General features: G+C 61.7%; 31 protein-coding genes. 12 read left to right on the top strand and 19 right to left on the bottom strand.

Annotated elements, in window-relative coordinates; translation table 11 throughout:
* Positions 1-11 precede the first annotated feature (11 nt).
* From ENJ19_08315 to plsY, 5 genes are all read right to left on the bottom strand, one after another.
* Complete coding sequence (locus tag ENJ19_08315) at positions 12-605, bottom strand: DNA-3-methyladenine glycosylase I (GenBank protein ID HHM05733.1); 594 nt, start codon at positions 603-605, stop codon at positions 12-14.
* A complete protein-coding gene (locus ENJ19_08310; GenBank protein HHM05732.1) occupies positions 598-1,296 on the bottom strand; it encodes a YafY family transcriptional regulator in 699 nt (232 codons plus the stop codon). Before ENJ19_08310 ends, ENJ19_08315 begins: the two co-directional genes overlap by 8 nt.
* Before the next feature lie 177 nt (positions 1,297-1,473).
* A complete protein-coding gene (locus tag ENJ19_08305; GenBank protein HHM05731.1) occupies positions 1,474-1,860 on the bottom strand; it encodes a hypothetical protein in 387 nt (128 codons plus the stop codon).
* A gap of 62 nt (positions 1,861-1,922) precedes the next feature.
* On the bottom strand, positions 1,923-2,207 hold the full coding sequence (locus ENJ19_08300) for a hypothetical protein (protein HHM05730.1): 285 nt from the start codon (positions 2,205-2,207) through the stop codon (positions 1,923-1,925).
* A complete protein-coding gene (gene plsY, locus ENJ19_08295) occupies positions 2,197-2,784 on the bottom strand; it encodes a glycerol-3-phosphate 1-O-acyltransferase (GenBank protein ID HHM05729.1) in 588 nt (195 codons plus the stop codon). The genes ENJ19_08300 and plsY overlap by 11 nt, the downstream gene beginning before the upstream one ends.
* Before the next feature lie 82 nt (positions 2,785-2,866).
* Here plsY and folB point away from each other — a divergent pair, with 82 nt between their 5' ends.
* Together folB and folK are read left to right on the top strand one after the other, a co-directional pair.
* On the top strand, positions 2,867-3,220 hold the full coding sequence (gene folB, locus ENJ19_08290) for a dihydroneopterin aldolase (protein HHM05728.1): 354 nt from the start codon (positions 2,867-2,869) through the stop codon (positions 3,218-3,220).
* Positions 3,221-3,703, top strand: a complete 483-nt coding sequence (gene folK, locus ENJ19_08285) for a 2-amino-4-hydroxy-6-hydroxymethyldihydropteridine diphosphokinase (protein HHM05727.1) — start codon at positions 3,221-3,223, stop codon at positions 3,701-3,703.
* 356 nt (positions 3,704-4,059) lie between these two features.
* Here folK and ENJ19_08280 read toward each other — a convergent pair whose 3' ends face one another.
* From ENJ19_08280 to ENJ19_08260, 5 genes are all read right to left on the bottom strand, one after another.
* Positions 4,060-5,469: a glutamate--ammonia ligase gene (locus ENJ19_08280; protein HHM05726.1), complete on the bottom strand. Its 1,410-nt coding sequence runs from the start codon at positions 5,467-5,469 to the stop codon at positions 4,060-4,062.
* A gap of 214 nt (positions 5,470-5,683) precedes the next feature.
* Positions 5,684-5,938 carry a sulfurtransferase TusA family protein gene (locus ENJ19_08275; GenBank protein HHM05725.1) on the bottom strand — a complete coding sequence of 85 codons (255 nt, stop codon included), beginning with the start codon at positions 5,936-5,938 and terminating at the stop codon, positions 5,684-5,686.
* Positions 5,935-6,978: a tRNA (5-methylaminomethyl-2-thiouridylate)-methyltransferase gene (locus tag ENJ19_08270; protein ID HHM05724.1), complete on the bottom strand. Its 1,044-nt coding sequence runs from the start codon at positions 6,976-6,978 to the stop codon at positions 5,935-5,937. The genes ENJ19_08275 and ENJ19_08270 overlap by 4 nt, the downstream gene beginning before the upstream one ends.
* 43 nt (positions 6,979-7,021) lie before the next feature.
* Positions 7,022-7,804, bottom strand: a complete 783-nt coding sequence (locus tag ENJ19_08265; protein ID HHM05723.1) for a HesA/MoeB/ThiF family protein — start codon at positions 7,802-7,804, stop codon at positions 7,022-7,024.
* 2 nt (positions 7,805-7,806) lie between these two features.
* Positions 7,807-8,751, bottom strand: a complete 945-nt coding sequence (locus ENJ19_08260; GenBank protein HHM05722.1) for a hypothetical protein — start codon at positions 8,749-8,751, stop codon at positions 7,807-7,809.
* Positions 8,752-9,302: 551 nt separating this feature from the next.
* Here ENJ19_08260 and moaA point away from each other — a divergent pair.
* The 10 genes from moaA to ENJ19_08210 all read left to right on the top strand — a co-directional run bounded on the left by moaA (position 9,303) and on the right by ENJ19_08210 (position 16,129).
* Positions 9,303-10,427, top strand: coding sequence for a GTP 3',8-cyclase MoaA (moaA, locus tag ENJ19_08255; protein HHM05721.1), 1,125 nt, complete (start codon positions 9,303-9,305; stop codon positions 10,425-10,427).
* Positions 10,428-10,513: 86 nt separating this feature from the next.
* Positions 10,514-10,996 (top strand): cyclic pyranopterin monophosphate synthase MoaC, encoded by a 483-nt coding sequence (moaC, locus tag ENJ19_08250; GenBank protein ID HHM05720.1) that lies wholly within the window; start codon positions 10,514-10,516, stop codon positions 10,994-10,996.
* A gap of 14 nt (positions 10,997-11,010) precedes the next feature.
* On the top strand, positions 11,011-11,253 hold the full coding sequence (gene moaD / locus ENJ19_08245) for a molybdopterin converting factor subunit 1 (GenBank protein HHM05719.1): 243 nt from the start codon (positions 11,011-11,013) through the stop codon (positions 11,251-11,253).
* Positions 11,250-11,720 carry a molybdenum cofactor biosynthesis protein MoaE gene (locus tag ENJ19_08240; GenBank protein HHM05718.1) on the top strand — a complete coding sequence of 157 codons (471 nt, stop codon included), beginning with the start codon at positions 11,250-11,252 and terminating at the stop codon, positions 11,718-11,720. Before moaD ends, ENJ19_08240 begins: the two co-directional genes overlap by 4 nt.
* Positions 11,721-11,818: 98 nt before the next feature.
* A complete protein-coding gene (gene nikR / locus ENJ19_08235; GenBank protein HHM05717.1) occupies positions 11,819-12,268 on the top strand; it encodes a nickel-responsive transcriptional regulator NikR in 450 nt (149 codons plus the stop codon).
* A 157-nt stretch (positions 12,269-12,425) separates the two neighbouring features.
* Entirely contained in the window at positions 12,426-12,986 is a 561-nt protein-coding gene (locus tag ENJ19_08230) for a hypothetical protein (GenBank protein HHM05716.1), read from the top strand.
* A gap of 60 nt (positions 12,987-13,046) precedes the next feature.
* Positions 13,047-13,679 (top strand): cobalt transporter CbiM, encoded by a 633-nt coding sequence (cbiM, locus tag ENJ19_08225; GenBank protein HHM05715.1) that lies wholly within the window; start codon positions 13,047-13,049, stop codon positions 13,677-13,679.
* A 12-nt stretch (positions 13,680-13,691) separates the two neighbouring features.
* Entirely contained in the window at positions 13,692-14,480 is a 789-nt protein-coding gene (gene cbiQ / locus ENJ19_08220) for a cobalt ECF transporter T component CbiQ (GenBank protein HHM05714.1), read from the top strand.
* A 28-nt stretch (positions 14,481-14,508) separates the two neighbouring features.
* The gene (locus tag ENJ19_08215) at positions 14,509-15,483 is read left to right on the top strand and encodes an ABC transporter ATP-binding protein (GenBank protein ID HHM05713.1); all 975 of its coding nucleotides are present in this window, start codon (positions 14,509-14,511) and stop codon (positions 15,481-15,483) included.
* Positions 15,413-16,129: a histidine phosphatase family protein gene (locus ENJ19_08210; protein HHM05712.1), complete on the top strand. Its 717-nt coding sequence runs from the start codon at positions 15,413-15,415 to the stop codon at positions 16,127-16,129. The genes ENJ19_08215 and ENJ19_08210 overlap by 71 nt, the downstream gene beginning before the upstream one ends.
* A gap of 10 nt (positions 16,130-16,139) precedes the next feature.
* On the opposite strand, the gene nhaR is transcribed toward ENJ19_08210, so the two are convergent.
* The 9 genes from nhaR to ENJ19_08165 form a co-directional block, all read right to left on the bottom strand.
* The gene (gene nhaR / locus ENJ19_08205) at positions 16,140-17,033 is read right to left on the bottom strand and encodes a transcriptional activator NhaR (GenBank protein HHM05711.1); all 894 of its coding nucleotides are present in this window, start codon (positions 17,031-17,033) and stop codon (positions 16,140-16,142) included.
* Between the two features lie 704 nt (positions 17,034-17,737).
* Complete coding sequence (gene lipA, locus ENJ19_08200) at positions 17,738-18,694, bottom strand: lipoyl synthase (GenBank protein ID HHM05710.1); 957 nt, start codon at positions 18,692-18,694, stop codon at positions 17,738-17,740.
* The gene (lipB, locus tag ENJ19_08195; protein HHM05709.1) at positions 18,672-19,367 is read right to left on the bottom strand and encodes a lipoyl(octanoyl) transferase LipB; all 696 of its coding nucleotides are present in this window, start codon (positions 19,365-19,367) and stop codon (positions 18,672-18,674) included. Before lipB ends, lipA begins: the two co-directional genes overlap by 23 nt.
* A gap of 62 nt (positions 19,368-19,429) precedes the next feature.
* Positions 19,430-19,699 carry a DUF493 domain-containing protein gene (locus tag ENJ19_08190; GenBank protein HHM05708.1) on the bottom strand — a complete coding sequence of 90 codons (270 nt, stop codon included), beginning with the start codon at positions 19,697-19,699 and terminating at the stop codon, positions 19,430-19,432.
* Positions 19,700-19,730: 31 nt separating this feature from the next.
* Positions 19,731-20,588, bottom strand: coding sequence for a D-amino acid aminotransferase (locus ENJ19_08185; GenBank protein HHM05707.1), 858 nt, complete (start codon positions 20,586-20,588; stop codon positions 19,731-19,733).
* Position 20,589: 1 nt separating this feature from the next.
* The gene (locus ENJ19_08180; protein ID HHM05706.1) at positions 20,590-21,750 is read right to left on the bottom strand and encodes a D-alanyl-D-alanine carboxypeptidase; all 1,161 of its coding nucleotides are present in this window, start codon (positions 21,748-21,750) and stop codon (positions 20,590-20,592) included.
* 102 nt (positions 21,751-21,852) lie between these two features.
* Complete coding sequence (locus tag ENJ19_08175) at positions 21,853-22,716, bottom strand: septal ring lytic transglycosylase RlpA family protein (protein HHM05705.1); 864 nt, start codon at positions 22,714-22,716, stop codon at positions 21,853-21,855.
* A complete protein-coding gene (gene mltB, locus ENJ19_08170; GenBank protein ID HHM05704.1) occupies positions 22,640-23,647 on the bottom strand; it encodes a lytic murein transglycosylase B in 1,008 nt (335 codons plus the stop codon). The genes ENJ19_08175 and mltB overlap by 77 nt, the downstream gene beginning before the upstream one ends.
* Positions 23,648-23,691: 44 nt before the next feature.
* Positions 23,692-24,153: rod shape-determining protein RodA (locus ENJ19_08165; GenBank protein HHM05703.1), on the bottom strand; the 462-nt coding region annotated here is incomplete at its 5' end.

Raw genomic sequence — 24,153 nt, 5'->3', positions numbered from 1 at the left:
TCCGGCTTGATCTATCGCACGTTTACCTGCCGGTGTCTGAAGCAGTCAGTGGTGTGATCGTTCACCATCCCAACCGCCTGCATATAGGCGTAGCAGATTGTCGTGCCGACGAATTTGAATCCCCGCTTTTTCAAGTCCTTGCTCATGGCATCGGACCGGGCCGTGGAGGCGGGTACCTGGCTCATGGTTTTCCAGCGGTTTTGAATGGGCTTACCGTCCACGAAATTCCAGATGTAGTCCGCAAAGCTGTCGTGATCATCTTTGATGTTCAGGTAAGCGCGGGCGTTGCCGATGAAGGCGTTCACCTTGAGCCGGTTGCGCACGATACCGGGATCCTGGAGCAGGCTGTCCACTTTGCGGGCAGTGAAACGGACAATCTTGGTGGCATCAAAACCGGCGAAGGCTTTGCGGTAGTGCTCCCGTTTTTGCAAAATGGTGCGCCAGCTCAGCCCCGCCTGGGCGCCTTCCAACAACAGCATTTCGAATAATTTGTCGTCGTCCCAGCAGGGCACGCCCCATTCTTCATCATGATAGGCCAGATACACGGGGTCGCTGCCGGCCCAGCTACAGCGCCGGGGTGTTTCGCGCTTCAGTGCTTCACTCATGGTTTGTGTCACCACATTTTTTATACGCCTGGATCAAATCGTTCAGCCTGCGGCCGGGCATGTCGGGATAGTGTTCTTCGCAGGTGCTGAGCCGGGTCATGCGGTCCAGCCTGAAGTTGCGAAAGGCGTTCCGCAGCTCGCACCAGGCGCCCAGGGTCCACACCCTGCCCCAAAAGAATAAGCCCAGTGGCCACACGGTCCGGGTGCTGGATGCGCCGTCTTCCCGCGTGTAGCCGAAAGAGACTTTGCGGCGGGCATCGATGGCCGGGCGCAAACCGGCCAGGGTCTTTGCCACCGGCGGGGAGATCTGAATCAAGGGAGCAAGCAAAGGGACGTCCGCCACCTTGTGCTGCAAGGCCTTGGGAAGTGCGGCTTCCACCTTGCGCAAAGCGTTCTGCGCCGCCTGCCCCAGACCATGGTCCGCCCAGCTTCGCACGATGCGCGCCCCCAGCGCCAGGGCGTTGAGTTCTTCCCGGGTGAACATCAGGGGCGGCAGCTCGAAGCCCTTGCGCAAAGCATAGCCCACGCCGGCTTCCGACTGAATGGGCACGCCAGAGAGCATCAGATCCTGCATGTCCCGGTACACCGTGCGCTCGGACACTTCCAGCTCCCCGGCCAGCTGCCGGGCGGTCCACAAACGGCGGCTGCGCAGCAATTGGACGATTTGAAACAAGCGGTCGGCGCGGCGCATCACTCATGCGGCTTTGGCAATGCACAATATCCGGCCAGGCAGCGACGCGAATAACATTCCTGCGTGTCAAAACAACCGGTCCCCAATCCGATACCCGGGTTCTTGGGTAGCCACTGATTGTGGCGGCCGCGGCCCTGAGCTTGGGCCTGCTTTTCGAAACGCCATGGCGGTTGCATCTTAGCTGAACAGTTGTCTGATGTTGTCCAGTTCCTGCTTTATCGATGCGCTTTGGGCCTGGAACAGCTCGTCAGGCAGGTCCCCTTGGGCAAAGCAGACACTGTAGGCGCAGTGCTTGTCTGCCAGGGGGATCACCCGCGTGGGCAGCGTGTTCCAGTTTTCGCCGTCGGGCGAGCTGAGCATGTCGATTACGCCGGTGCCGGCATCGGCCCGAATCTGGAAATAGCGTTCGCCCATGGGGGTGTCGATTTTGATATTTGCGCCGTCCCGGCGCAGTGTTTTGCAGAACACCGTGGCCCATTCGGGCAGATTGTGGGGGTCGGACAGGTAGTTGAACAATATGTCGCGCCCCACGGGCACGGTAACGGTAAACGTGTGCAGATTCATCTCGCCTCCGAAGTGGTGATGGGTGGCGGCCAGTGTAGCGCAGCCCTGCTGACAGCCTGGTGTCAGGAATGTGCGCGGCGGGCCTGCTCCGCCGCGTCCAGTTCCAACAACAAGCGGCTGCGCTCTGCTTTGGGCAGGCGGTTCCAGTGGACCCCGGCCAGCGCTCCGGCCAGGGCGTAGAGCAGATTAGCGCTGGGCCGGAAGCCGGCTTCCCTGACGCGCAAATATGCAGCCACCGCCCCAATCTTCCGCAATTCCCCGGCGCTGGTGATGTTCGCAGCCCGCAGCCAGGCCACGGACCTGGGCCCGAGGTTCTTGAGCGCCAGCAATGAATCCTCAGCGCCCAATGCGCCCTTCCGCGCCGCTCAGCAGGCGCTGGATATTGCTGCGGTGACGCCACAGCAGAACCACGCTGATGACGAAAATCAACATCATGAACGCCGGTTCCGGCCGCAGCCACCACATGTACACCGGCGCGAGCACGGCGGCGCTGAGTGCAGCGAGAGAAGAAATCTTGAACACCTTGGCGATGAGCAGCCAGGTCGTCAGCAGCGCCAGCGCCACCGGCCAGGCCAGCCCCAGCAACACGCCGAAGGCCGTGGCCACGCCCTTGCCGCCCTGAAAATTGAAATACACCGGATACAAATGACCGGCAAGGGCCGCCCCGCCCACCAGGGCCAGCACACCCTCCCCGGCATCGAAGGCCCGCGCCAGCAACACCGGGACCACACCCTTCAGCGTGTCTCCCGCCAAGACCACGGCGGCGGCCTTTTTGCCGCCGAGGCGCAGCACATTGGTGGCGCCGGGATTGCGCGAACCTGCCGAGCGCGGGTCCGGCAGGCCCAGCGCCCGGCACGCCACGATGGCCGCTGAAACCGAGCCCAGCAAATAGGCGCCGAGGATCAAAACACCATGGAGAATCATCATAAACGTCCTTTTGGCCGCCTTGGCGGACCCCGCGCCAGCCCTTATAGTTACACGCCCGTGTTTCAAGGAATGGATGAGCGTGGACATTATATATTTGCACGACCTTCGGATCGACACAGTGATCGGCGTATTCGACTGGGAACGCCGCATCAAGCAGACCGTGATACTGGATCTGGAAATGGCCACGGACATCCGCAAGGCGGCCGCCACTGACCAACTGGACGACACCCTCAACTACAAAGCCGTGGCCAAGCGCCTTATTCAATTTGTGGAAGAGAGTGAATTTCAGCTGGTGGAAACCCTGGCCGAGCGGGTGGCGGACATTGTGCTGAGTGAATTCGACGTGCCGTGGCTGCGCCTCAGGCTCAACAAGCAGGGGGCCGTGCGCGGCGCGCGGGATGTGGGCGTGATCATTGAACGGGGGCAGAAATAAGTGGCCCGTGCTTATGTCAGCCTGGGGAGCAACGTGGACCGGGCACGCCACATCCAAAGTGCCATCGCCGCCATGGAGGACCGTTACGGACGGCTGGTTTTGTCCACCGTGTATGAAAGCGAAGCAGTGGGCTTTGATGGCGCCAATTTTTACAATCTGGTGGTGGGCTTCGATACCATGGACAGCCCGCAAGCCGTTGCCGCCTGGTTGCGGGAGCTGGAAGCCGCCCACGGCCGGCGGCGGGGTGGCCGGCGCTATGCCGACCGCACCCTGGACGCCGATCTGCTGCTTTTTGATGAGCGGGTTATTGATGAGAACGGTCTGAAACTTCCGCGCGCTGACATTCTGGAATACGCCTTTGTCCTGGGGCCGTTGGCGGAAATCGCCCCCGCGGCCCGGCACCCCGTGATCGGGGAATTCTTCGCCACCCTGTGGGCGCGGTTTGATCGGGGCACGCAGCCCATGTGGGTGGTTGATTTGTGAGCTCAGCCTGGGACGCAGCGTTGAAACGGATTCCCGGATGCCCGTGCGCCGCCGCGGGCAATGCTTCCTGCATTTCGAGTGTTTTCCTCATCACCCGCCGTCCCCTTGTATGTTCAACCCAGGCCGGTGCTCTGCCTTTGGGGCCGGTGGATCCCGGCTCGCGGTGGGCACTCTGGCCGTTGGGCTGATCGTTCCCCGTGCCGGGCCGGGAGGGGAGGTTTATCCCCAAATCTTCCCCTTGCCACCACAGCTCGGGGAATAGCGCCAGTCACGGCACTGCGCGCCATGCCTGGTGCACCCAAAAAAAAACCCCCGGTGTGAGCCGGGGGTTTTCGTATCGGCTTTGCGCGCAGCTGTTACATGCTGTAGTACATGTCGAATTCCACCGGATGGGTGGTCATGCGCAAGCGGTCCACTTCTTCCGATTTCAGCTCCAGGTAGCCGTCAATCATGTCGTCGGGGAATACGCCGCCGGCGGTCAGGAAGGCGCGGTCCTGATCCAGCGCTTCCAGGGCCTGATCCAGGGCGTGACACACGGTGGGGATGTTCTGCAGCTCTTCCGCCGGCAGGTCGTAGAGATTCTTGTCCATGGCGTCGCCGGGATGAATCTTGTTCTGGATGCCGTCCAACCCGGCCATCATCATGGCAGCGAAGGTAAAGTAGGGGTTGCCGCAGGAGTCGGGGAACCGCACTTCAATCCGGCGGGCCTTGGGGCTGGAGACGAAGGGGATGCGCACCGAGGCGGAGCGGTTGCGGGCGGAGTAGGCCAAAAGCACCGGCGCCTCGTAGCCGGGCACCAGGCGCTTGTAGCTGTTGGTGCTGGCGTTGGTGAAGGCGTTCAGGGCGCGGGCGTGCTTGAAGATGCCGCCGATGTAGTACAGGGCGGTTTCAGACAGGCCGCCGTAGAGGTCGCCGGAGAACACATTGGTCCCGTCTTTGGACAGGGACTGGTGGCAGTGCATGCCGCTGCCGTTGTCGCCCACCAGGGGTTTGGGCATGAAGGTGGCGGTTTTGCCGTAGGCGTGGGCGACGTTGTGCACCACGTATTTGAGTATCAGCAATTCATCGGCCTTGCGCACCAGGGTGTTGAACTGGGTGCCGATTTCACACTGGCCGGCGGTGGCCACTTCGTGGTGGTGCACCTCGGTTTTGAGGCCCATCTCACCCAGGGCCAGGCACATGGCGGAGCGCAGGTCTTGCAGGGAATCCACCGGCGGAACGGGAAAATAGCCGCCTTTGACGCCGGGACGGTGGCCGATGTTGCCGTCTTCGAAGACACGCTCGGAATTCCAGGAGGCTTCCTCGGAATCCACCTTGTAGAAGGCACCCCCCATATCGGCGCCCCAGCGGACGTCGTCCAGCACAAAGAACTCAGGTTCCGGGCCGAAGTAGGCGGTGTCAGCGATGCCGGTGGATTTCAGATAGGCCTCGGCGCGCTTGGCCAGGGAGCGGGGGTCGCGTTCGTAGCCCTGCATGGTGTGAGGCTCGAGGATGTCGCAGCGGATGATGAGGGTGGACTCGTCCATGAAGGGGTCCATGACGGCGGTGTCCACATCGGGCATCAGCACCATGTCGGATTCCTGGATGCCTTTCCAGCCGGCGATGGAGGAGCCGTCAAACATCTTGCCGTCTTTGAACAGGTCTTCATCCACTACATCGGACGGCACGGTGACGTGTTGTTCCTTCCCCCGGGTATCGGCGAAACGCAAATCGACGAATTTCACCTCTTTTTCTTTAATGAGATTCAAAATAGCGCTAGCGGACATTTGGCTCCTCCAAAGGATGCGTTGTGATTCCTGTACAGACGTCACCTGAACACTCGCTGCATGTTCATGCATGCAGCACCAGAATTTTGGCCCCAAAACGAAGCACTAACTATGCCACAGGGTAACCCATTGATTGCAAAATATTTAACGAATCCCGGCGACGCGGGGGAGAAGTGTGCTGCGCACCATGATGAATCAAATGCGCGGGAATGCACTATTTTGGTGCGGTTCCGGACTGGTCTCCCTTTTGAACTTTTATCGTTATTGTCAGTTCATCCTCACCCTCGCTGGCTTCAAGCACATGGTGACCATGCACCCGGCACCATGCGGGGATGTCGTGCAGCGCGCCAGGGTCGGTGCAGAGTACCCTGAGCGTGTCGCCGTCGGCAAGTTCTTTGATTTTGTTCTGGGTGCGGATGACGGGCAGGGGGCAAAGCAAATGGCGGGCGTCCAGCTGGTGTTGGCTCACAGATACCACTCCTGAGGAATATCGTCTTTGTTCATGGGGGTAACGTCCATGTCCTGTTCCGCGCCGTCTGGGCTCTGGATGGCGACCTTCACCGAGGCGGCAGCCCGTCCCTGACTGAAGCGGGCCACCAGAGCGGCGGCCAGGCGCAGATCGTTGTCGTTGGTATCGCCGTCGATCAGGGCCAGCGGGCCCTTGTGGCTCAGGGTGCGCAGGTGGGTGTAGCGTTTGCGGTAACCCTCCAGGAAGCGGTTTTCGCCTTCCTCCCGGCCGACAATCACCTTGAAATGCGGGCGGGGGCGCAGGTGGCGGCCGACTTTCAGCAGCATGATGTCGTCCAGTTCGTACTGCTGACTGCCCTGGGCCTGCCACAGGTCCACCAGCTTGGCGCTGTAGCTGGCGTCGGTGAGGAAACAGCAGCCGCCGGCCGGCTGGGCATAGTCGTGGAGGCCATAGTGCTCCGCCAAAGCTATCTGGGGTTTGCGGCTGCGGCCGGCGAAGTCATGCAGGCGTTCGCGGTCCACCCAGCCTTCGCGCTCAGGCAGGGTGGGGGGCAGCAGCTTGGCGCACAGCGGCCGCAGCAGGCGGTCGCCGGCACCGGATTCTTTCGCGATCAAGGGCAGGGTGTCGCGCCGCTGGGACATGGGCCGCTGCCCCAGTACCTCGCCGGTGATGATGAAGTCGAAGCCGTTTTGCACCATCCACGCCTGCGCCTGCCCCACCATGAAGCCTTTGCAGTCCAGGCAGGGGTTGAGGTGGGCGCCATAGCCGTGCCTGGGCCGGGTGAGCACGTTTTTGTAGTCTTCCACCACATCGACGATGTGCAGCTTGATCCCCAGCTGCTCGGCCACCCACAGGGCATTGTTGCGTTTGGGTTTGGCCCGGTCTTTTTGGCGGAGGGCGTGGGTGTGCCCCTCCACGCAAAACCCAGTGAAGAAGTTCAGCCCTTCTACGTGCACGCCCTGGTCCTGCAAGACGCGCACCGCCAGCATGGAATCCAGTCCGCCGGAGATCAGGGCCACCGCTTTGGCTTGTTTTGGCATAGTGGATCGGCATGGAGGAAAGGGCGACCAAGAATAGCAAACGTCAGGGGTTTTCGCAGCGTTTCGGGCCCCGTCCGGCGCATACCTGGCAGGCCGGGTCGGGACGCAGCCGCGCTTCCCGCCAGCGCATGTTGCGCCCGTCCAGGCGCAGCAGGCGGCCGCTCATGCTTTCCCCGATGTCCAGCAGGGTTTTGATGGCTTCCGCCGCCTGGGTAGCGCCGATGATGCCCGCCAAGGGGGCGAAGATGCCGCCCTCCGCGCAGGAGTTGCGGGGGCTTTCCCCGGTCCCGTAGAGACAGTGGTAACAGGGCCCGGGGAAGAGGTCGTGGCGGAATACCGTCACCTGGCCGGAAAAACCGGCGACAGCACCGGAAACCAGGGGGGTGCGGTAGGCCACGCAAGCGGCGCTCAGGGCCAGGCGGGTGTCGAAATTATCAGAGCCGTCCACCACCAGATCGGCGTTTGCAACGGCCTTGATCAGGGTCGCACCGCCCAGACGGCCTGGGTATGGTACGGGCCGCACGTCTGGATTCAGCGCCCGGATGCGCGCCGCCGCCGCGTCCACTTTGGGGCGGCCGATATCGCCGTGGTCAAAAAGGATCTGGCGCTGGAGGTTGGAGGCGTCCACCTTGTCGTGGTCGCACAGCACCAGTTGTCCAACACCCGCCGCGGCCAGATAGCAGGCGGCGGGTGAGCCCAGCCCCCCCAGCCCCACCAGCACAATCCGGGCATCCAACAGCCGCTTTTGACCGAGCTCGTCGATCTCGGTGAGCAGGAGGTGGCGGCTGTAGCGGCTCAGCTGGTCATCATTGAGATTGAGGGCCAAGTTCAGCTGACGGTGTAGGCGAAAACGCTGTCTTGTGGCGTGCGGCCGTCATCGGCCCAGCCCCCGATGAGGTAAATGGTCTCATCCAGCACCGTCAGGCCCATGGCTGCGCGGGGGGCGGGCATGTCCGGCAGCCGCTCCCATACGCCCCCGCTCAGGTTCAGCCGCGCGGCACGGGCGTGGATGTTGTCGGTGCTGTAGCCCCCGAACAGATAGAGATAGCCACCCAGGGTGCAGCTCGCCTGCCCGGCGGCGGGCCAGGGCAGCGTGTAGCGGTCCTCCCGCTGCCATTGGTTGGTGGCGGGATCGTAGCTCTCAACCAGGGTGAAGTTGTTAAATCCCTCCGTCGTGAAGGCGACCCCTCCCAGGGCGAGGATCTTTCCGTCGGCGGTCACCGCAGACAGGGCAAAGCGCGGCTGACTCAAGGGGGCGATGGTGCTCCATTTGCCCGTGTCCAGGTCCAGGCGCTCGCAGAAGTCAAAGCCGGGGTCGGTTTTCGGTCCCCCTGTGGTGGCATCGGGGTGGTGGCCGCCGAGCACGTAGATCGCGTGATCCAGTAGCGCGACTGCCGGGTAGTCATGGGGTTGCAGCAGATCGGGCCCGGTTTCCCAGGCGTCGGTGGGGGGGTGGTAAATCTCCACCTTGGTGAGGAAGCGGAACTGGCCGTTGGCCTGTTTGAAGCCACCACCCATGACGTAGATGTAATCGCCCACCACCACCGAAACCGTCCCCGAGCGGTGGGTGGGCATGGGGGCACAGGCTTTCCAGCTGTCCCGGGCGGGGTCGTAGGCATAGACGGAATTCATGCTGGCAAAGGCGGGACCGCCGCCGCCGAAGACATAAATTTTCCCCCCGTAGACGGCGGGCGGTGTGTGCGAGCGTGCGCCGGGAACGGGGGCTTTGATCTGCCACGCTCCCTTGGCAGAAAGTGCAGTGTTTGTGTCCATAATATGTGTTTTGGTCGATGAGCTTTGGGCAGCGGCCGTCCCCTTAGCCTTTACTTTCTGGGTGTTTTTTGCGAGTATTGAACGCCGGAGTCGGGCGTAAACATTATGGCTGACTTTCAGTAGATTTGCCAAAAGATGTGTTATTGGCACACAAAAACAGCGTTGTATGCGCTGTTGCGCTTCGCTAGCATGTGGCGGAAGGGTTTGTACGGGGGTTCTGACGTTAAAGGACAACAGCCTTTCCGCCGATATGAATGACTAGGCATTGGTATTTCAGGTCGCCCCCCAAGGGGGACAATAAATCAAGGACGACCACGCCAAGGCCAGGGATGGAAGCGGCTTCCGCGTCGGAAGACCAGGCCCAGGAAGGCAGTTTTACATTCGCAGCAGGAGTGCTGCACGGCGAACTCAGGGAGCGGGCGGATCTCGCCCATCAACGCAACTCATGGAACCTCAGATGGTGTTGCATCGTCGCCGATTGCCCCAACAGGGTTGTTAAGGCAATGACGTTTAGCCGGCCCGAAGACCAACGATAAACTAGAGGCAAGCCCATGCTGTACAACGAATCGCTTTATGACGACGAAAGCGCGTGTCGCACCAAGCCTGACACTCTCCCCAAAACCGTTAATTCTTCATCTGTTACCAACGTTCACCCGGCACCCCTCCCCCCCTTGCAAGACCAGTTCGGACGCACTTTCGATTACGTGCGCATTGCGGTCACCGAGAAATGCAACCTGCGCTGCACCTATTGCATGCCCGAGGAAGGGGTGGATTTCAAAGGTGGGGAGCATATTTTGTCCGCGGGCGAAATCACGCGCACCATCGGCGCCCTGGCGCGCATGGGCGTTAAGAAAGTCCGCTTTACCGGCGGCGAGCCGCTGGTGCGCAAGGATATTGTGAAACTGGTTGATGGGGCGGCGTCCACGCCCGGGATAAAAACGGTTCATCTGACGACCAACGGCATCATATTCAGTCGCTACGCCAAAGACCTGCTGTCCGCCGGACTGACCGGTGTGAACATCAGCCTGGACAGCCTGGACGCCGATAAGTTCCAGCGCATCACCCGGCGCACCGGTGTGCAAAAGGTGCTGGACAGCATTCAACTTGCGCTGGATCTCGGTTTCCCGAGGGTCAAGGTTAATGTCGTCATGATGCGGGGGTTCAATGAGGATGAATTTCCTGCCTTTTGCGAACTCACCAAAGACAAGGCCGTAACCGTGCGCTTCATCGAGTTCATGCCTTTCGATGCCCACCAGATTTGGGAAAGCGGTGAACACTTTGCCAGCGCCGAGCACATGATCCGCAGCCTGGAAAACCTGTATCCCGGCATCGAGGACAGCTCCGGCACCCGCACCGAGCACCATATTTTCCAGGTGCCGGGTTACGCCGGGAAGATCGCCATCATTCCCGCCTTCACCCGCAGCTTGTGTGGCAACTGCTCGCGTATACGTCTGACCGCCGATGGTAAAATCCGCAACTGTCTCTATTCCGACGAGGAATACGACGTGAAGCCGGTCATTCGCGCCCAGGGCGGAGATGAGGAGATCGCGGCTGTGTTTCGCCAGGCTTTTGCCGATAAAGCCAAAGACGGCTTTGAAGCCAAGAAACGATCCGCTGTGAAGCGGGTGAGTGTGGCCGATATCGGCCGCGTCAGCATGACCCAGATCGGCGGCTAGTTCCGGACCGGATGCACAAGTGGTCAGGCCGGGTGTCAAGAATCTTGGTCTGCACTTTGGTTGGCTAAATATTGAGCAGGTTAGATATGGACAATACACTGACCCATTTTAACGCCGCCGGCGAAGCGCACATGGTGGACGTGGGCAAGAAAGATCAAACCCAACGGGAGGCCATCGCCGAAGGGCGGATTTTTATGGCGCCCAGCACCTTGGAGCTGATCCGCCAGGGCGGGCACAAGAAGGGTGATGTGCTGGGCATCGCGCGGGTGGCCGGCATTATGGGGGCGAAAAAAACCCCGGAGCTGATTCCCTTGTCTCATCCAATCAGCATCACCGCGGTAGATCTGGAATTGACGCCGGAACCCGAGCAAAACGCGGTGCGTTGCCAGGCCACGGTGCGCTGCGTGGGCCAGACCGGAGTGGAAATGGAAGCGCTGACTGCTGTGCAGATTGCCCTGCTGACCATCTACGATATGTGCAAGGCGGTGGACCGTGGCATGGTGATGCAGGACGTGGGCCTGTTGGCCAAGTCCGGTGGCAAGTCTGGCACTTGGCGCCGCAGCGCTTGAAGGAGCGGGGAACCATGAGCGTGAAAATCCGATATTTCGCCAATATGCGCGATCGCATGGGACGGGCGGAAGAAGCTGTGTCCCTGGACAGCGAGACCATTACGGTAGCGGAGTTGTGGGGGCGCATGTCTCCCGGCCAGGCCCTGCCGGAGAATGTTCTGATCGCCGTCAACATGGAATATACCGATGGCGCCCACGTGGTAAAAGACGGTGACGAAGTCGCCTTCTTTCCGCCGGTGACCGGGGGTGCGCAGTGAAGGTTGTGCTGCAAGACGGTCTGTTTGATCCTTACCAGGCCACGCGCGACTACGAGGATCAACACCTGCCCAAGGGCAAGCACGGGGCGGTAGTGACGTTCGTGGGCACCATGCGCGATTTCAACGATGGCCATGATGTGTCGTCCATGTTCCTCGAACACTATCCGGGCATGACCGAGAAGCACATCGAGAATGTGTGCAGGGAAGCCCTGGAAAAATGGGACGTGATCGACGCCTTGGTGGTGCATCGTCATGGGGAAATTGCGGTTACCGAGCCCATCGTGCTGGTGGCGGTATGGTCGGCCCATCGGGCCCACGCGTTTGATGCTTGTCGTTATATCATCAACTATCTCAAAGAACGGGCGCCGTTCTGGAAGTGTGAATCTACCGCTGAAGGCAAGCGGTGGGTGGAACGCAACACCGAAGACCCCGGTGTGAATGCCGGGGGCATGAAACGTTCCGCATGAGCTTGAGTAGACAGTTATTTCCAGCCAGGGCCGTGAGTGCTTGCTCGCGGCCTTTTTGTTTTCTGTGTGGCAATCCGTAGGCGGGCAGGGCTGAAATCATGAGCGAGCTTGTACGATTCGGCGTTTCAATTGATGCGGAATTACTCACCCACTTCGATCAGCTGATTCAGGACAAAGGGTATGCCAACCGGTCCGAGGCCATACGCGATCTGATCCGTGATCGTCTGGTGAAAGAGGAATGGGACAGCGACCAGGACACCGTTGGCACGATCACCATCGTCTACGATCATCATACCCGCGAACTCATGAGTCAGCTCACCCACCTTCAGCATTCGTTCGAAGGGGAAATCAAATCCGTTCTGCACGTTCACCTGGATCACCACAATTGTCTGGAAGTGATGGTGGTCAGTGGCAAAGGCCACTTGTTACAAGCCTTTGCTGACAAGCTGGTGGCCACCCGGGGCGTCAAGCACGGTTCGCTTGCCATGGCGACCACCGGGCAGGCCATCCCTTCCACCGTTCCCTCTCATGGCCACAGCCACGGCTGAACAAAGCAAGCGGTAACACAATTAATTGCAGCGTGTTATTATTGACGCTATCACAGCATCGTATTGCGTGTGGGGTTCGATAAAGGGTTTGTCAGTGCTTGATAAGGTTCAGGTACGCAGCTGCTGCTTTTCGAGGTGTTGCTGGTTTGTCGCCGCCTTGGTGTGTGCCGTCCCGGCCGAGGCGCACAAAGTTAATCTGTTCGCCTTCGTGGAGCAGGGCCAAGTGTTTGTCCAGGGCTATTTTAGTGACGGTAAAATGGCGAAGAACGCCACAGTCCGTGTTTTCGGCGAAGGTGGTCGCGTCTTGCTGGATGGGAAGACCGACACTGCGGGCGAGTTTTCCTTTCCCATGCCCGGAGAAATTCCCCGGCGACTGGTGTTGGATGCCGGTTTGGGCCACATCGCCGAGTATCGTCTGGACGACGATCCAGACCTCGCCGCCACTTTGGTCGCTGATCCCGCCGAGGGTGATTCGGCGGGCGACGTTGCTGGAGAAACCGGCGTAGCTGCGGTGGTCCGCGTCGATGGGGAGCTGGAGGCCGTGGTCGGCAAAGCCGTGGCGGAGGCCGTACGCCCCCTGGCGAGGGAAATCAACGCCCTCAAGACGCAGCGTTCGACCAGCGATATTGTGGGTGGGATAGGGCTGATTGTCGGCCTGTTGGGCGGCTTTGCCTACTGGAAATCCCGCCAGCGGTCCGCCGCCGGTTCTAAAGAATGAGTCCAACAACAACGATAAGCTAGCGAGCCCCAGCCGCGCTTTTTTGGAGTCCATCCGCTCATGCATATCTCAGATGGCGTTTTGTCGGAGCCCGTCCTGGCCGTCGGATTTTTGGGGACCGCTGCCGCGGCGGCCGTGAGCTTGCGTCGCATGGAAAATGAAGAAATCCCCAAGATCGCTGTGATGACCTCGGTGTTTTTTATCGCTTCTTTGATCCGCGTTCCCATCGGCCCTGCCAGTATTCACCTTATCCTCAACGGTCTGGCCGGTGTTGTTCTGGGGCCACGGGCCTTTGCCGCCATCATGTTGGGTATTGTGTTGCAGGCCATATTGTTTGGCCATGGCGGTGTCTCCGTAATCGGGGTGAACAGCCTGATGATGGGGGGCGGGGCTCTGGCGGCCTACGGGGTGTGGCAGTTGCGGCACCGCTTCGGCATGGCCCGGCGGGAGCTTGTCTTCGGGGCCCTGGCGGGCGCGACGGGGACGGTGGTTTCGGGCACAGTGCTGGCCTTGGCGCTGGTGACGACCGGAAAAGCCTTTATTGCCACCGCCGGGTATGTGCTCGTGGCACACCTCCCCATCGTGATTATTGAGGCTGCGGTCACTGCAGCCGCCGCCACCTATCTCACCCGGGTCAAGCCCGAGGTCCTGGCTGGATACCGCCGTCCACCGGCGGGCAGGCCCGTTTCCTGAAGGCTCGCCGCCGTGCCGCTGGACATTGACCGCTACGCCCACTTGGATACGCCCCTGCGGCGCTGGGACCCGCGCTACAAGCTGGCCGCGGCGAGTGTCTTGATCGTTGCCATGGCAGTGGTGCACAGCCTGCCGGTCGCCGTCCTGGCCCTCGGCAGCGCGCTGGTGCTGGTGCGTCTGGCGGGCCTGCCGTTTCACTTTGTCCGTCACGGTGTGTCCTGGGTGTTGTTGTTTCTCCTGCCGTTCTTTCTGATTCTGCCGTTCAGCTATCCGGGGGCGGCGGGCACTCAGGTTTTAGGTCTGGGGTTTGCGTGGGAAGGCGTGCGTCTGGCGGCGCTCATTGTCACCAAAGCGCTGGCTATCGTCCTGACGGCGTATGCCGTGTTTGGCTCCAGCCGTTTTGATGTGTCCATGATCGCCTTGCAACGGCTCAAGTGTCCCCCGGTGCTCGTTCAGATCGTGTTGTTCACCTATCGTTATATTTTTGTGTTTCTTGCCGAGATGAAACGCATGGATACCGCCATGCGGGCGCGGGGCTTCGTCAAGCGCACTGACGGGCGTACCCTGAGCGTGTTGGGTCACTTTGTGGGTACCTTGCTGGTGCGCAGCTTCGAGCGCACTGAGCGCATCTACAAAGCCATGCTCTCCAAAGGCTATGACGGTCGTTTTCGCACATTGGTCGAGTTTCACGCCGACGGTACCGACAAAGCCAAAGCCATTGTCGTCGGTGGGCTGGGCCTGGTATTGCTGGCGACGGATCTGTCGGGGGCCTTTTCCGTGGCGACAGCGGGCTGGTACTGAGAGTTGGGCGCAGGACGGTAGTTGATATATGGAAGACCACGCAGCCATAGCGGTAAACAATGTCTGGTTCAGCTATCCCGACGGGCACCAGGTGCTCAAGGGGGTGAGCTGTCGCATAGCACCCGGTGAAAAGGTTGCTCTCATCGGTCCCAATGGCGCGGGCAAGTCCACCTTTATGAGTTTGCTCAACGGCGTTGAGATGGCAGCCGAGGGTAGTGTGAGCATTGGCGGCTTGAAAGTGGAGAAGGGCGCGCTCACGCAAATCCGCCGCAAGGTCGGCATCGTATTCCAGGACCCCGATGACCAGTTGTTTTGTCCCTCCGTGTTCGACGATGTGGCTTTCGGGCCCCTGAACCTGGGCCTGCCCCACGACGACGTGCAACGGCGCGCCAAAGAGGCCCTGGCCCTGGTGGGCCTGGAGGGCTTCGAGGAACGCGCCTCGTTTCACTTATCTTTTGGTGAACGCAAGCGCCTGGCGCTGGCCACCGTATTGTCCTACCAGCCGGATATTCTGGTGTTCGACGAGCCGTCCACCAATATGGACCCGCTCAACCGCCGCAAGCTCATCAAATGGCTGCAGGGTTCAGACAAAACCATTTTGCTCTGTACCCACGATCTGGATATTGCCCTGGATGTCTGCGAGCGCTGCCTGGTGCTGGCCGGCGGTAAACTGGTGGCAGACGGTCCGGCGCGGGACATTCTGTACAACCGGACCCTGCTGGAGGAGAACAATCTGGAATTGCCCCTGGCCTTGATGACCCACGAATTGTTGCACGAAAAACTGCGCAGCGGTCAGATGGACGAAGAACACAGGCGCATCATAGAGTCTTTCTTGCACGCCCACCGCCACGCTCACGGGCCGGATCAGCACGAACACGTCCACATTCATTATCATCCCCACGAACACCATCATCTGCACGAGCCTGTGCAAGATGAACACATTCACGCCGAAGGGGACGCGATCGTCTCCCCCGGTCACGGTGAGGCCGAACACAAGCACTAACCCGGGCGGGCAGGATTTCATGCGTGACAAAGAAACCAGCACACGGGTGATTTTCGTTCGTCACGGCAAGACGGACTTTCCCACCGATCGCATTTACTGCGACGAGCGGGAAGACCCGGCCCTGAACGCTGAAGGCCGGCGCCAGGCCGCCGCTGCGGCGGCCCTGTTGAAAGACCACGCCATTGACTGCATCGTGTGCAGTCCCGCGGCCCGCACCCGCGCCACGGCTGAGGCCATCGTATCGGTGACGGGTGTGCCGTTAAGCGAAAACGATGGCCTGCGCGAACGGCGTTTCGGCGTTTGGGACGGGCTCTACTTCAATGAAATCGAGCGCGGATTTCCAGACGATTATCTGTCCTGGAAGAAGGATCCGGCCGGATTCACGCCCCGTGGTGGGGAGACTATGTACGATCTCCGGGCGCGGGTGGCGCAGGTGATCAATACAGTGATTTCAAGCCATGCGCACAAGACCGTTGTGGTGGTCTCCCATGTGGGCCCTATCCGTATGGCCCTGAGTGATGCTCTCGGGCTCAGTCTTGATCGTTACCGCCGTCTCACTGTGGACTACGGTGCCCTGTCACGGGTGGATTACGGCCGCCGGCAACACAACCTGATCTATCTCAATTGTCACTCCCGGCACTTCTGAACCGCCGTCATCAAAACAGAGAGCGGCTGGCCGCATCCCGAATGGCGACGATGGCGGGGTGCTTGAGTTTCCGTTCCAGCGAAATGGCGTAAAACTGCTCGCGAATCTGGTCGGTGCGTCCCACCACCGTCACTTTGTGTTGTGTGACAATCTCATTTTCGATGGCGCTGGGCGCGCTGAACAGGCCTACGCCCGCCTGGCCGAAGGCCTGCATCAGGGCGCTGTCGGTAAACTCGCCTGCCACATGGGGGTCGATCTCCAACTCGCTGAACCACTGGGTCAGCTTGCTGCGCAGGGCGCTGCCCGCCGTGGGCAGGAGCAGCGGGGCGTTGTGCAGCGAACGGGGAAAGCCCTTGCGAAAGCGCGCTGCCAGTCCGGGCACGCCGAAGAAGGTCACGCCGCATTCTCCCAGCAGGTGATTGAAGGCCCGCACATTAACCGAGGCCGCCATGGAGCTGTCTGCCAAGACCATGTCCAGTTTGTGTACCGCCAGGTCGGCGAGCAGATCCTCCAGCTTATTTTCCTGGCAGACGATGCGGGTGGCATCGGGCAAAGAGAGGGCGGGTTCCAGCAGGCGGTAGGCCACCAGTTTTGGGATCACGTCGGGGATGCCCACCGAAAACTGTCGGGGCCGCTCGCCCCCATGGCGCATCACCTCCCGCAGTTCAGCCCCCAGCAGGAAAATGTCGTCAGCGTAACTCAAAGCCACCCGCCCCGCTTCTGTCAAGGCCAGGCCGCGGCCCGCTTTTTCCAGCAGGGCCACCCCCATGCTTTCCTCCAGCAGGCGCAGCTGGCCGCTGATGGTCTGCGGGGTCAGATGCAGGATTTCGCTGGCCCGGGCGATACTGCCTTCCTTGGCGACGACCCAAAAGTAATGTAAATGCTTGAAATTAATACTGGGCATGCCAGGAATTGTTCGATTTTCTCGAGGGTAGTATTAATAATAATCGAATTTTATATGTCTTGGCATGGGGCTATACTGTATCCCGAGTCTGAGATGTTTGAACGCTGACGAGATTTGTCACTCGGCATCCCGAAACTCAATGTCACAAGGAGCCGGCGAAAAGCTGGCGAGGGCTCCGGTCAACGGACCGGAAAAGCGAAGTGTAGCGCGTGCACCGGAAACAGTCCAAGTGGTGCCGCGCCGCAATGCGGAGAGCTAAGCGTAAAGCCGACAATCTCGTGCACACGTTCATTTGTGGACCCTCCCCCCACTACAGATGAGGAGTGCAGCCATGAGTGATGACTATTGGTCAATGTTGAGTTTTACCGTCGCCGCCTTCGGTATGGCCCTATACGTGGCAGTCGCTTAACCCGCGACACAGTGAACGCCCGGGACACCCTCCCTCTCCCCAAGGTCCCGGGCGTTCCTCCCTTTCTTAGCCGCCCCGGATTTTCCTGATACGGCGCAAAAGTGCCATTTGGCCCGCCCAACCGCGCGCTTTTTTTCCGGTGCTCGAACAAATGCGGGGCAATCGGGGCAGCCGTGTGTCCAGGGCCCGCTGCTCTCTTCCGTGCAGCAAAGCACCTGTTCCGCGTTGTCAGAATATCCCGGTGACTCCAAAGCCTGGCGCGATCATCTCGCCCCCGGGTGAGAAGCGCAGGTTCCTAGGACACCTGTTCCCCCGCCGCTTGCAAATCCGCGTGGTAGGACGAGCGTACCAGGGGGCCGCTGGCCACGTGACTGAAGCCCAGGGTCTCGGCGGCCTCGCGCAGGGCGGCGAATTCTTCCGGGTCCAGATAGCGGGTGACGGGGAGGTGGTGGCGGCTGGGTTGCAGGTATTGCCCCAGGGTAAGGCGGTCGCAGCCGTGGGCGCGGAGATCGTGCAGCACCTCCAGCACTTCCCCGCGGGTCTCGCCCAGGCCCAGCATGAGGCCGGATTTGGTCGGCACCGCCGGCGCGGCCGCTTTGAAGCGGCGGATCAGTTCCAGCGATTGCCGGTAATCGGCGCCGGGTCGTACCGCCCGGTACAGCCGCGGAACGGTCTCCAGGTTGTGATTGAACACATCCGGCGGCGCTGCCAACAGCCGTTCCAGGGCGTTGTCCATCCGGCCGCGGAAATCGGGCACCAGGACTTCGATCCGGGTGGCGGGGCTCTTTGTTCGCACCGCTTCGATGCAGGCACGGAAGTGCCCCGCGCCGCCGTCGCGCAAATCGTCCCGGTCCACAGAGGTGATGACCACATAGCGCAGGCCCATGGCGCTGATGGTGTCCGCCAGGTGGGCGGGTTCGTCACCGTCCAGGGGAGCGGGGCGGCCGTGGGCCACGTCGCAAAAGGGGCAGCGGCGGGTGCAGATATCCCCCATGATCATGAAAGTCGCCGTGCCGTGACTGAAGCATTCCCCCAGGTTGGGGCAGGAGGCTTCTTCGCACACCGTGTGCAGCCGTTTTTCCCGCAGGATGCGTTTGAGTTCGGTGACCTTGGGCGAGGTGGGTGCCTGGGCCCGAATCCAGCGTGGTTTGCGCTGAAATCCGGCAGTCGGCTCGATTTTCACGGGAATGCGGGCGACTTTTTCGGCGCCCCGCTGGCGGGTGGGTGGGCTAGGTTTGCGGTGCTGTGACACGGTTTGACTCGCGTTTGGAAAGCTCAAGATCGGGCGGCAGGGCCGCGCCGGCCTGGGCAGTGTAGCCCAACTGGGTGCAAAAATGCGCCATCAAGCCGTCTTGCACTGCTGCCATGCTGGGTATCTCAGCCACGGCACGGAGCTGCGTGACCGGCATGTTTTGGAAGCCACAGGGATTGATGCGCTCAAAAGGCGACAAATCCATGTCGATGTTTAAACTCAGGCCGTGATAGCAGCAGCCCCGCCGCAGCCGGAGTCCCAGGGCGGCTATTTTGGCGCTGCCCACGTAAACGCCGGGGGCGTCCGGGCGGGCCCGGGCGGCAACGCCGTAGTCGGCCAACAAGGCAATGACGCTGCGTTCCAGGGCGTTTACCAGCGGGCGCACCCCCAGTTTCAATCGCCTGACATCGAGCAGGGGATAAGCCACCAGTTGGCCCGGTCCGTGATAGGTCACTTGTCCGCCACGGTCGATGCGGATCACGGGAATGTCACCGGCGTCCAGCACGTGCTCGCTCTTGCCGTTCAGTCCCAGGGTGAAAACAGGGGGATGTTCCACCAGCCAGAGTTCGTCGCCTGTTGTGGCGCTGCGCTGCTTGGTGAATGCCTGCATGGCGCGCCACACAGGCAGGTAGTCTTGCAGGCTGAGGTGACGGACGGTGAGGGGTAGGGGCATGGCAACAACGGATCCGGTCTCCGCGGCCCCCTTGCTCAAAAGGAAAGCCGCGATCGAGGGGGCTACAGGGCCATCATGACGTGTTCACAATCCACCAGGTCCCGGTAAATGGCGTCCAGCTGGGCGCGGCTGGTGGCGCGTACGGTAACGGTGACAGACAAGTAGTTGCCGCCCCGGCTGGTGCGGGTGCTCACGGCGCCTTCCCCCAGGTCCGGGACATGGCGGCGGACGATGGCCACCACCAGGCGGTCGAAATCCTCCCGCTGTGCGCCCAGGGCTTTGATGGGGAAGTCACAGGGGAACTTCAAAGCAGAGTCAGCCGTTTCAGTCATCGTGCATTGGACGGCCGGGCGCCGGGCCGGTTCAATCCCCGCGCCGCCGCTGGTTCTCCTTGAAATGTTCGAACGCCGCGCTTAGGGCGCGCCACAGTGGGCCGGGCCGGCCCCGGCCCACTGCGATGCCGTCCAGGGTGGTGACCGGCACGATTTCACGGGTGGAACTGGTGAGCCAGATTTCCGTTGCCCGTTGCAGATCAGTGGCCGGCAAGGCTGTTTCCCGGTGGGGCAGTCCTTCTGCGGCTGCCAGCTCCAGCACCACGTCGCGGGTGATGCCGGGCAACAGCAGGGGGCCTTTGGGGGGGGTGCGGATTTCGCCCTCGATCACGGCAAACACATTGCTGGCCGCGCCCTCGGTGACCTGGCCGTCGCGTATCAAAATGGCCTCTACCGCCCCCCGTTCCACCGCCTGTTGCCGCAGCAGAATGTTAGGCAGCAGGGCGATGGTTTTGAGATGGCAGTGCGTCCAGCGGCTGTCCGCCAGGGTGACCGCCGCCACACCCTGTTCCCGCCACTTTCGCGGTACCGGCTTCAGGGCCTCGGCACTGGCAAACACGGTGGGGGGGGTACGGGCCGGAAAGGCGTGATCGCGGGGGGCGGCACCGCGGGTGATTTGCAGATACAGGCTCAAATCCCCGCTGCCATTGCGTCTGACCAGCTCTTCGAGACAATGCCGCCAAGCGGGGCGGTCCATGGGGTTTTGAATGCGGGCACCGGCCAGGCTGTGCTCCAGGCGCGCCAGGTGTTCGTCCAGGCGGAACAGCCGGCCACCGTAGACGGGGATCAATTCATACACCCCGTCGCCGAAGATGAAGCCCCGGTCGGTGACGGGCACCGTGGCTTGTTCGGGGGGCAGATACGTCCCGTTGAGATACACCACCGCCATGTCATTCAAACCAGAGCCGGATTTCGTCGCTGAGGCGGTCGAAGAAGCTGCCTTCGGGCACATCGTCCAGCGCCAGCAGCGGTTTTTGCACTACGGGCTTACCGGCCAGGCTGAGCACCAGCTGGCCGTAGGGGCGCCCCTTCACGGCAGGGGCAATGAGTGGGTCGCGCACTTTGAGCGCAGCCTGGAGCCGGTCGTACTGGCCCCGCGGCAGGGTGATGTACAGATCATCGCCCAGTCCCAGGGGAAGGCTTGCGCGGGCCCCTTTCCAGATGCGCGCCCGAGAGACGGTTTCGCCGGCGCCGTAGAGGCGGTGGGTTTCGAAGAAGCGGAAACCGTAGTTGAGCAGGGCCTGGCTTTCCCTGGCCCGGGCATTTTCGCTTTTGGTGCCCACCACCACGGAGATCAGGCGCATCTCGTCCCGCAGCGCCGAGGCCACCAGGCAATAGCCGGCGGACTCGGTGTGGCCGGTCTTGACCCCGTCCACGGTGCTGTCCCGCCACAACAGTTTGTTGCGGTTGTGCTGGCGGATGCCGTTGTAGGTAAACTCGCGTTGGGAATACCAGCGGTAGTATTCCGGGAAGTCCTTGATCAGGGCGCGGGTGAGGGTGGCCAGGTCCTGGGCGGTGGTGTAGTGATCCGCGTGGGGCAGGCCGGTGCTGTTGACGAAGTGGCTGCCCGCAAGGCCCAGTGCCGCTGCCTGCTGGTTCATCAGCCCGGCAAACACCGCCTCGCTGCCGGCGATGTGTTCCGCCAGGGCCACGGTGGCGTCGTTGCCCGATTGCACGATGACGCCCTGCAGCAGTTGTTCCACCGGCACCTTGGAGCCCACCTCCACAAAGGTGCGGGAGCCCGGGGTGCGCCAGGCTTTCTCACTGATGAGTACTTTGTCGCCGAGCCGCAGGCGGCCTTCGCGCAATTCCTTGAAGACGATGTAGGCGGTCAGGAGCTTGGTGAGACTGGCCGGTTCCACCCGTTCCGTGGCGTGCTCGCTGGCGAGGATACGGCCGCTGTTGAAATCCTGCAGGATGTACGCCCTGGCGGCGATGGGGGGCGGTGCCGGCACGGTGAGGCCCCAGGCCGGAACGACAACGCTCAGGGCAAGAACCACGCTGAGCAGCAGTGTGCTGAAGCGGCAAGGATAGCGGGAGGATAAGGTCATGGTATCGCAGTGACAGCTGAAAAGGGGCCGGCGCTATTGTAACCGCAACCGGGATCCCGATGAACCCGGGGGCAATTTGGTCTGGGCTGTTCCACAGGCTGCTCAGTCTGCCACGATACGTGGGGTTTTGATGCCCCGGCGGCGCAAGTCGGCGGACAGACGGCTGGCTTCACGCATGTCGTGAAACGGCCCCATGCGGACACGGTACAAAGCCTGTCCCGGTTTGTCCCCGGTGGTGGGCAGAATGTAGACGCCATGACCCAGGTCACGCAGCTGCCGGGAGATGCGCTCGGCATTGCCGCGTTGACGGTAGGCGCCCACCTGGACGTACAGCGGGGCGTCTCCCGGGGCTGCGCGGCGGGTATCCGACGGCTTCGGCGGCCAGCGGCGGGGGTCTATGGCGCGGACCTCAACCCGCGCCGTGCCGCGCTCGGCGAAACCCAGCTTCACCGCCGCGGCGTATGACAGATCAATCAGGCGGTGGTCGTGAAAGGGCCCCCGGTCATTGACCTTGACGATGACCCGGCGGCCGTTGTCCAGGTTGGTCACCTGGACGTAGGTGGGCAAGGGCAGGCTGCGGTGGGCGGCGGTCATGGCGTACATATCATAGGGTTCACCGCTGGAGGTTTTGCGGCCGTGGAACTTGACCCCATACCAGGAGGCCACGCCCCGCGCCACATAGCCGCGGCTGCTCGGCCGGGTCTGGTAACGGCGGCCATTGATGGTGTAGCTGGCCATGTTGCCGCTGGCGGCCAGGGGTTCCAGCCTGGGAACGGCGTCGGGGATTCGGGACACATCGAGCGGCCGCCCCGGCGGCCCGTCACGGCGATCCGGGGGCAGGGCCGCGCAGGCGGTCAGCAGCGCGGCGCAAAGGCCGAGTGTGATGAACCTAAGGTGCGCGCGAGGCCACACCGGCCCGCTGCTCCCGCCGTATGGCCTGGGCCAGCTGATAGACCGCCATGGCATACAGCTGGCTGTGGTTGTAGCGGGTGATGACATAGAAATTATTGGCCGCCAGCCAGTATTCCGGTCCATCCTTTTGCTCCAACTCGATCAGAGCCGCCAATTCGGTATCGGGCCAGTCTGCCTGGGGCTTGATGCCGCGGGCGGTGAACTCAGCCAGGGGGCGTCGGGGTTCAATGCCCTGCGCCACCAGCGCCGCAGCGGCCTTGCCGCTGGCGTTGGCCCGCGTTGCCACCGGCCCGCCCCGTACCCAGCCATGGCGGCTGAGATAGTGGGCCACGCTGCCGATGGCGTCGCTGACGCTGTGCCACAAATCCCGTTTGCCGTCGTCGTCGAAGTCCACCGCGTAGGCGCGAAAACTGCTGGCGATAAACTGACCCATTCCCATGGCGCCGGCGTAAGAGCCTTTCAGGCTCATGGGGTCTATGCCTTCTTCCCGGGTGAGCAACAAGTAGTGCTCCAACTCGCGCCGGAAAAAATCACCCCGCGGCGGATAATCGAAACCCAGCGTGGCCAGCGCGTCCATCACGCGGTAGCCGCCCGTCTGTCTGCCGTAGCGGGTTTCCACTCCAATGATAGCAGTCACCACTTCCGGTGGAACACCGTACACCTGTTCCGCCCGTTCCAGATCAGCGGCATGCTTGTTCCAAAAGTCCACGCCTCCCCGGATGCGTGCCGGCCGGACGAAAATCTGCCGGTATTCGTACCAGGGTTTGGCTTCCGCCGGGCGGGTGATGGCTTTGATGATGGAATCGCGCACGCTGACCTGGGCAAACAAGTGGCGCAACATGTTTTCTTCAAAATGATGCCGGGTCACCATGTCGGTGATAAAGGCGCGCACCTCGGCGCGTTCCGTCAGGTCAGCCTGGGCCGGGCCGGGGACGGCAATGAGCCAGGCCAGCAACAGTGCGGGTCGCGAGATATACGCCTTCATGGGTCTCCTGCTCCGGTGTGCCCGCTCAAGCTGGCGTCGGCACACTAACTGGACAATAGTTTCCTGTGGGTGTGAACGGACATCAGCATACCGAAGGCCGCCATCATGGTCACCAAAGAGGTGCCGCCATAGCTGATCAGGGGCAGCGGCAGACCGACCACGGGCAACAGTCCCGTGACCATGCCGATGTTGACAAAAACATAGACGAAAAATGTGAGCGTGAGGCTGCCGGCCAACAACTTTCCGAACGAGCTTTGCGCCTGCACGGCGATGAGCATGCCACGAAAGACGATGAACAGATACAGGGCCAGCAAGACTGTAACGCCGATCAGGCCGAATTCCTCGGCATAGACGGCGAAGATGAAATCGGTGGAGCGCTCAGGCAAAAACTCCAGGTGCGCCTGGGTGCCGTTGAGCCAGCCCTTGCCGAACAAGCCGCCGGATCCGATGGCGATTTTGGATTGAATGATGTGATAGCACGCCCCCAGCGGGTCGTTTTCCGGGTT

The sequence above is a fragment of the Gammaproteobacteria bacterium genome, from assembly GCA_011375345.1.
Taxonomy (GTDB): Bacteria; Pseudomonadota; Gammaproteobacteria; order DRLM01; family DRLM01; genus DRLM01.
Note: the sequence above shows the minus strand (reverse complement) of the source record. Positions and strands in the feature narration are given on the sequence as shown.

Coding starts and splice junctions, on each gene's coding strand:
- moaD (HHM05719.1), top strand. CDS start 11,011: ATGAGCGTGAAAATCCGATATTTCGCCAATATGCGCGATCGCATGGGA.
- plsY (HHM05729.1), bottom strand. CDS start 2,784: ATGATTCTCCATGGTGTTTTGATCCTCGGCGCCTATTTGCTGGGCTCG.
- mltB (HHM05704.1), bottom strand. CDS start 23,647: ATGAAGGCGTATATCTCGCGACCCGCACTGTTGCTGGCCTGGCTCATT.
- lipB (HHM05709.1), bottom strand. CDS start 19,367: ATGCCCCTACCCCTCACCGTCCGTCACCTCAGCCTGCAAGACTACCTG.
- ENJ19_08210 (HHM05712.1), top strand. CDS start 15,413: ATGAACACATTCACGCCGAAGGGGACGCGATCGTCTCCCCCGGTCACG.
- ENJ19_08190 (HHM05708.1), bottom strand. CDS start 19,699: ATGACTGAAACGGCTGACTCTGCTTTGAAGTTCCCCTGTGACTTCCCC.
- ENJ19_08180 (HHM05706.1), bottom strand. CDS start 21,750: ATGACCTTATCCTCCCGCTATCCTTGCCGCTTCAGCACACTGCTGCTC.
- ENJ19_08175 (HHM05705.1), bottom strand. CDS start 22,716: ATGCCATGGCGGTCTATCAGCTGGCCCAGGCCATACGGCGGGAGCAGC.
- cbiM (HHM05715.1), top strand. CDS start 13,047: ATGCATATCTCAGATGGCGTTTTGTCGGAGCCCGTCCTGGCCGTCGGA.
- ENJ19_08260 (HHM05722.1), bottom strand. CDS start 8,751: ATGGACACAAACACTGCACTTTCTGCCAAGGGAGCGTGGCAGATCAAA.
- ENJ19_08315 (HHM05733.1), bottom strand. CDS start 605: ATGAGTGAAGCACTGAAGCGCGAAACACCCCGGCGCTGTAGCTGGGCC.
- ENJ19_08185 (HHM05707.1), bottom strand. CDS start 20,588: ATGGCGGTGGTGTATCTCAACGGGACGTATCTGCCCCCCGAACAAGCC.
- ENJ19_08310 (HHM05732.1), bottom strand. CDS start 1,296: ATGCGCCGCGCCGACCGCTTGTTTCAAATCGTCCAATTGCTGCGCAGC.
- moaA (HHM05721.1), top strand. CDS start 9,303: ATGCTGTACAACGAATCGCTTTATGACGACGAAAGCGCGTGTCGCACC.
- ENJ19_08280 (HHM05726.1), bottom strand. CDS start 5,469: ATGTCCGCTAGCGCTATTTTGAATCTCATTAAAGAAAAAGAGGTGAAA.
- ENJ19_08215 (HHM05713.1), top strand. CDS start 14,509: ATGGAAGACCACGCAGCCATAGCGGTAAACAATGTCTGGTTCAGCTAT.
- nhaR (HHM05711.1), bottom strand. CDS start 17,033: ATGCCCAGTATTAATTTCAAGCATTTACATTACTTTTGGGTCGTCGCC.
- nikR (HHM05717.1), top strand. CDS start 11,819: ATGAGCGAGCTTGTACGATTCGGCGTTTCAATTGATGCGGAATTACTC.
- moaC (HHM05720.1), top strand. CDS start 10,514: ATGGACAATACACTGACCCATTTTAACGCCGCCGGCGAAGCGCACATG.
- ENJ19_08270 (HHM05724.1), bottom strand. CDS start 6,978: ATGCCAAAACAAGCCAAAGCGGTGGCCCTGATCTCCGGCGGACTGGAT.
- ENJ19_08305 (HHM05731.1), bottom strand. CDS start 1,860: ATGAATCTGCACACGTTTACCGTTACCGTGCCCGTGGGGCGCGACATA.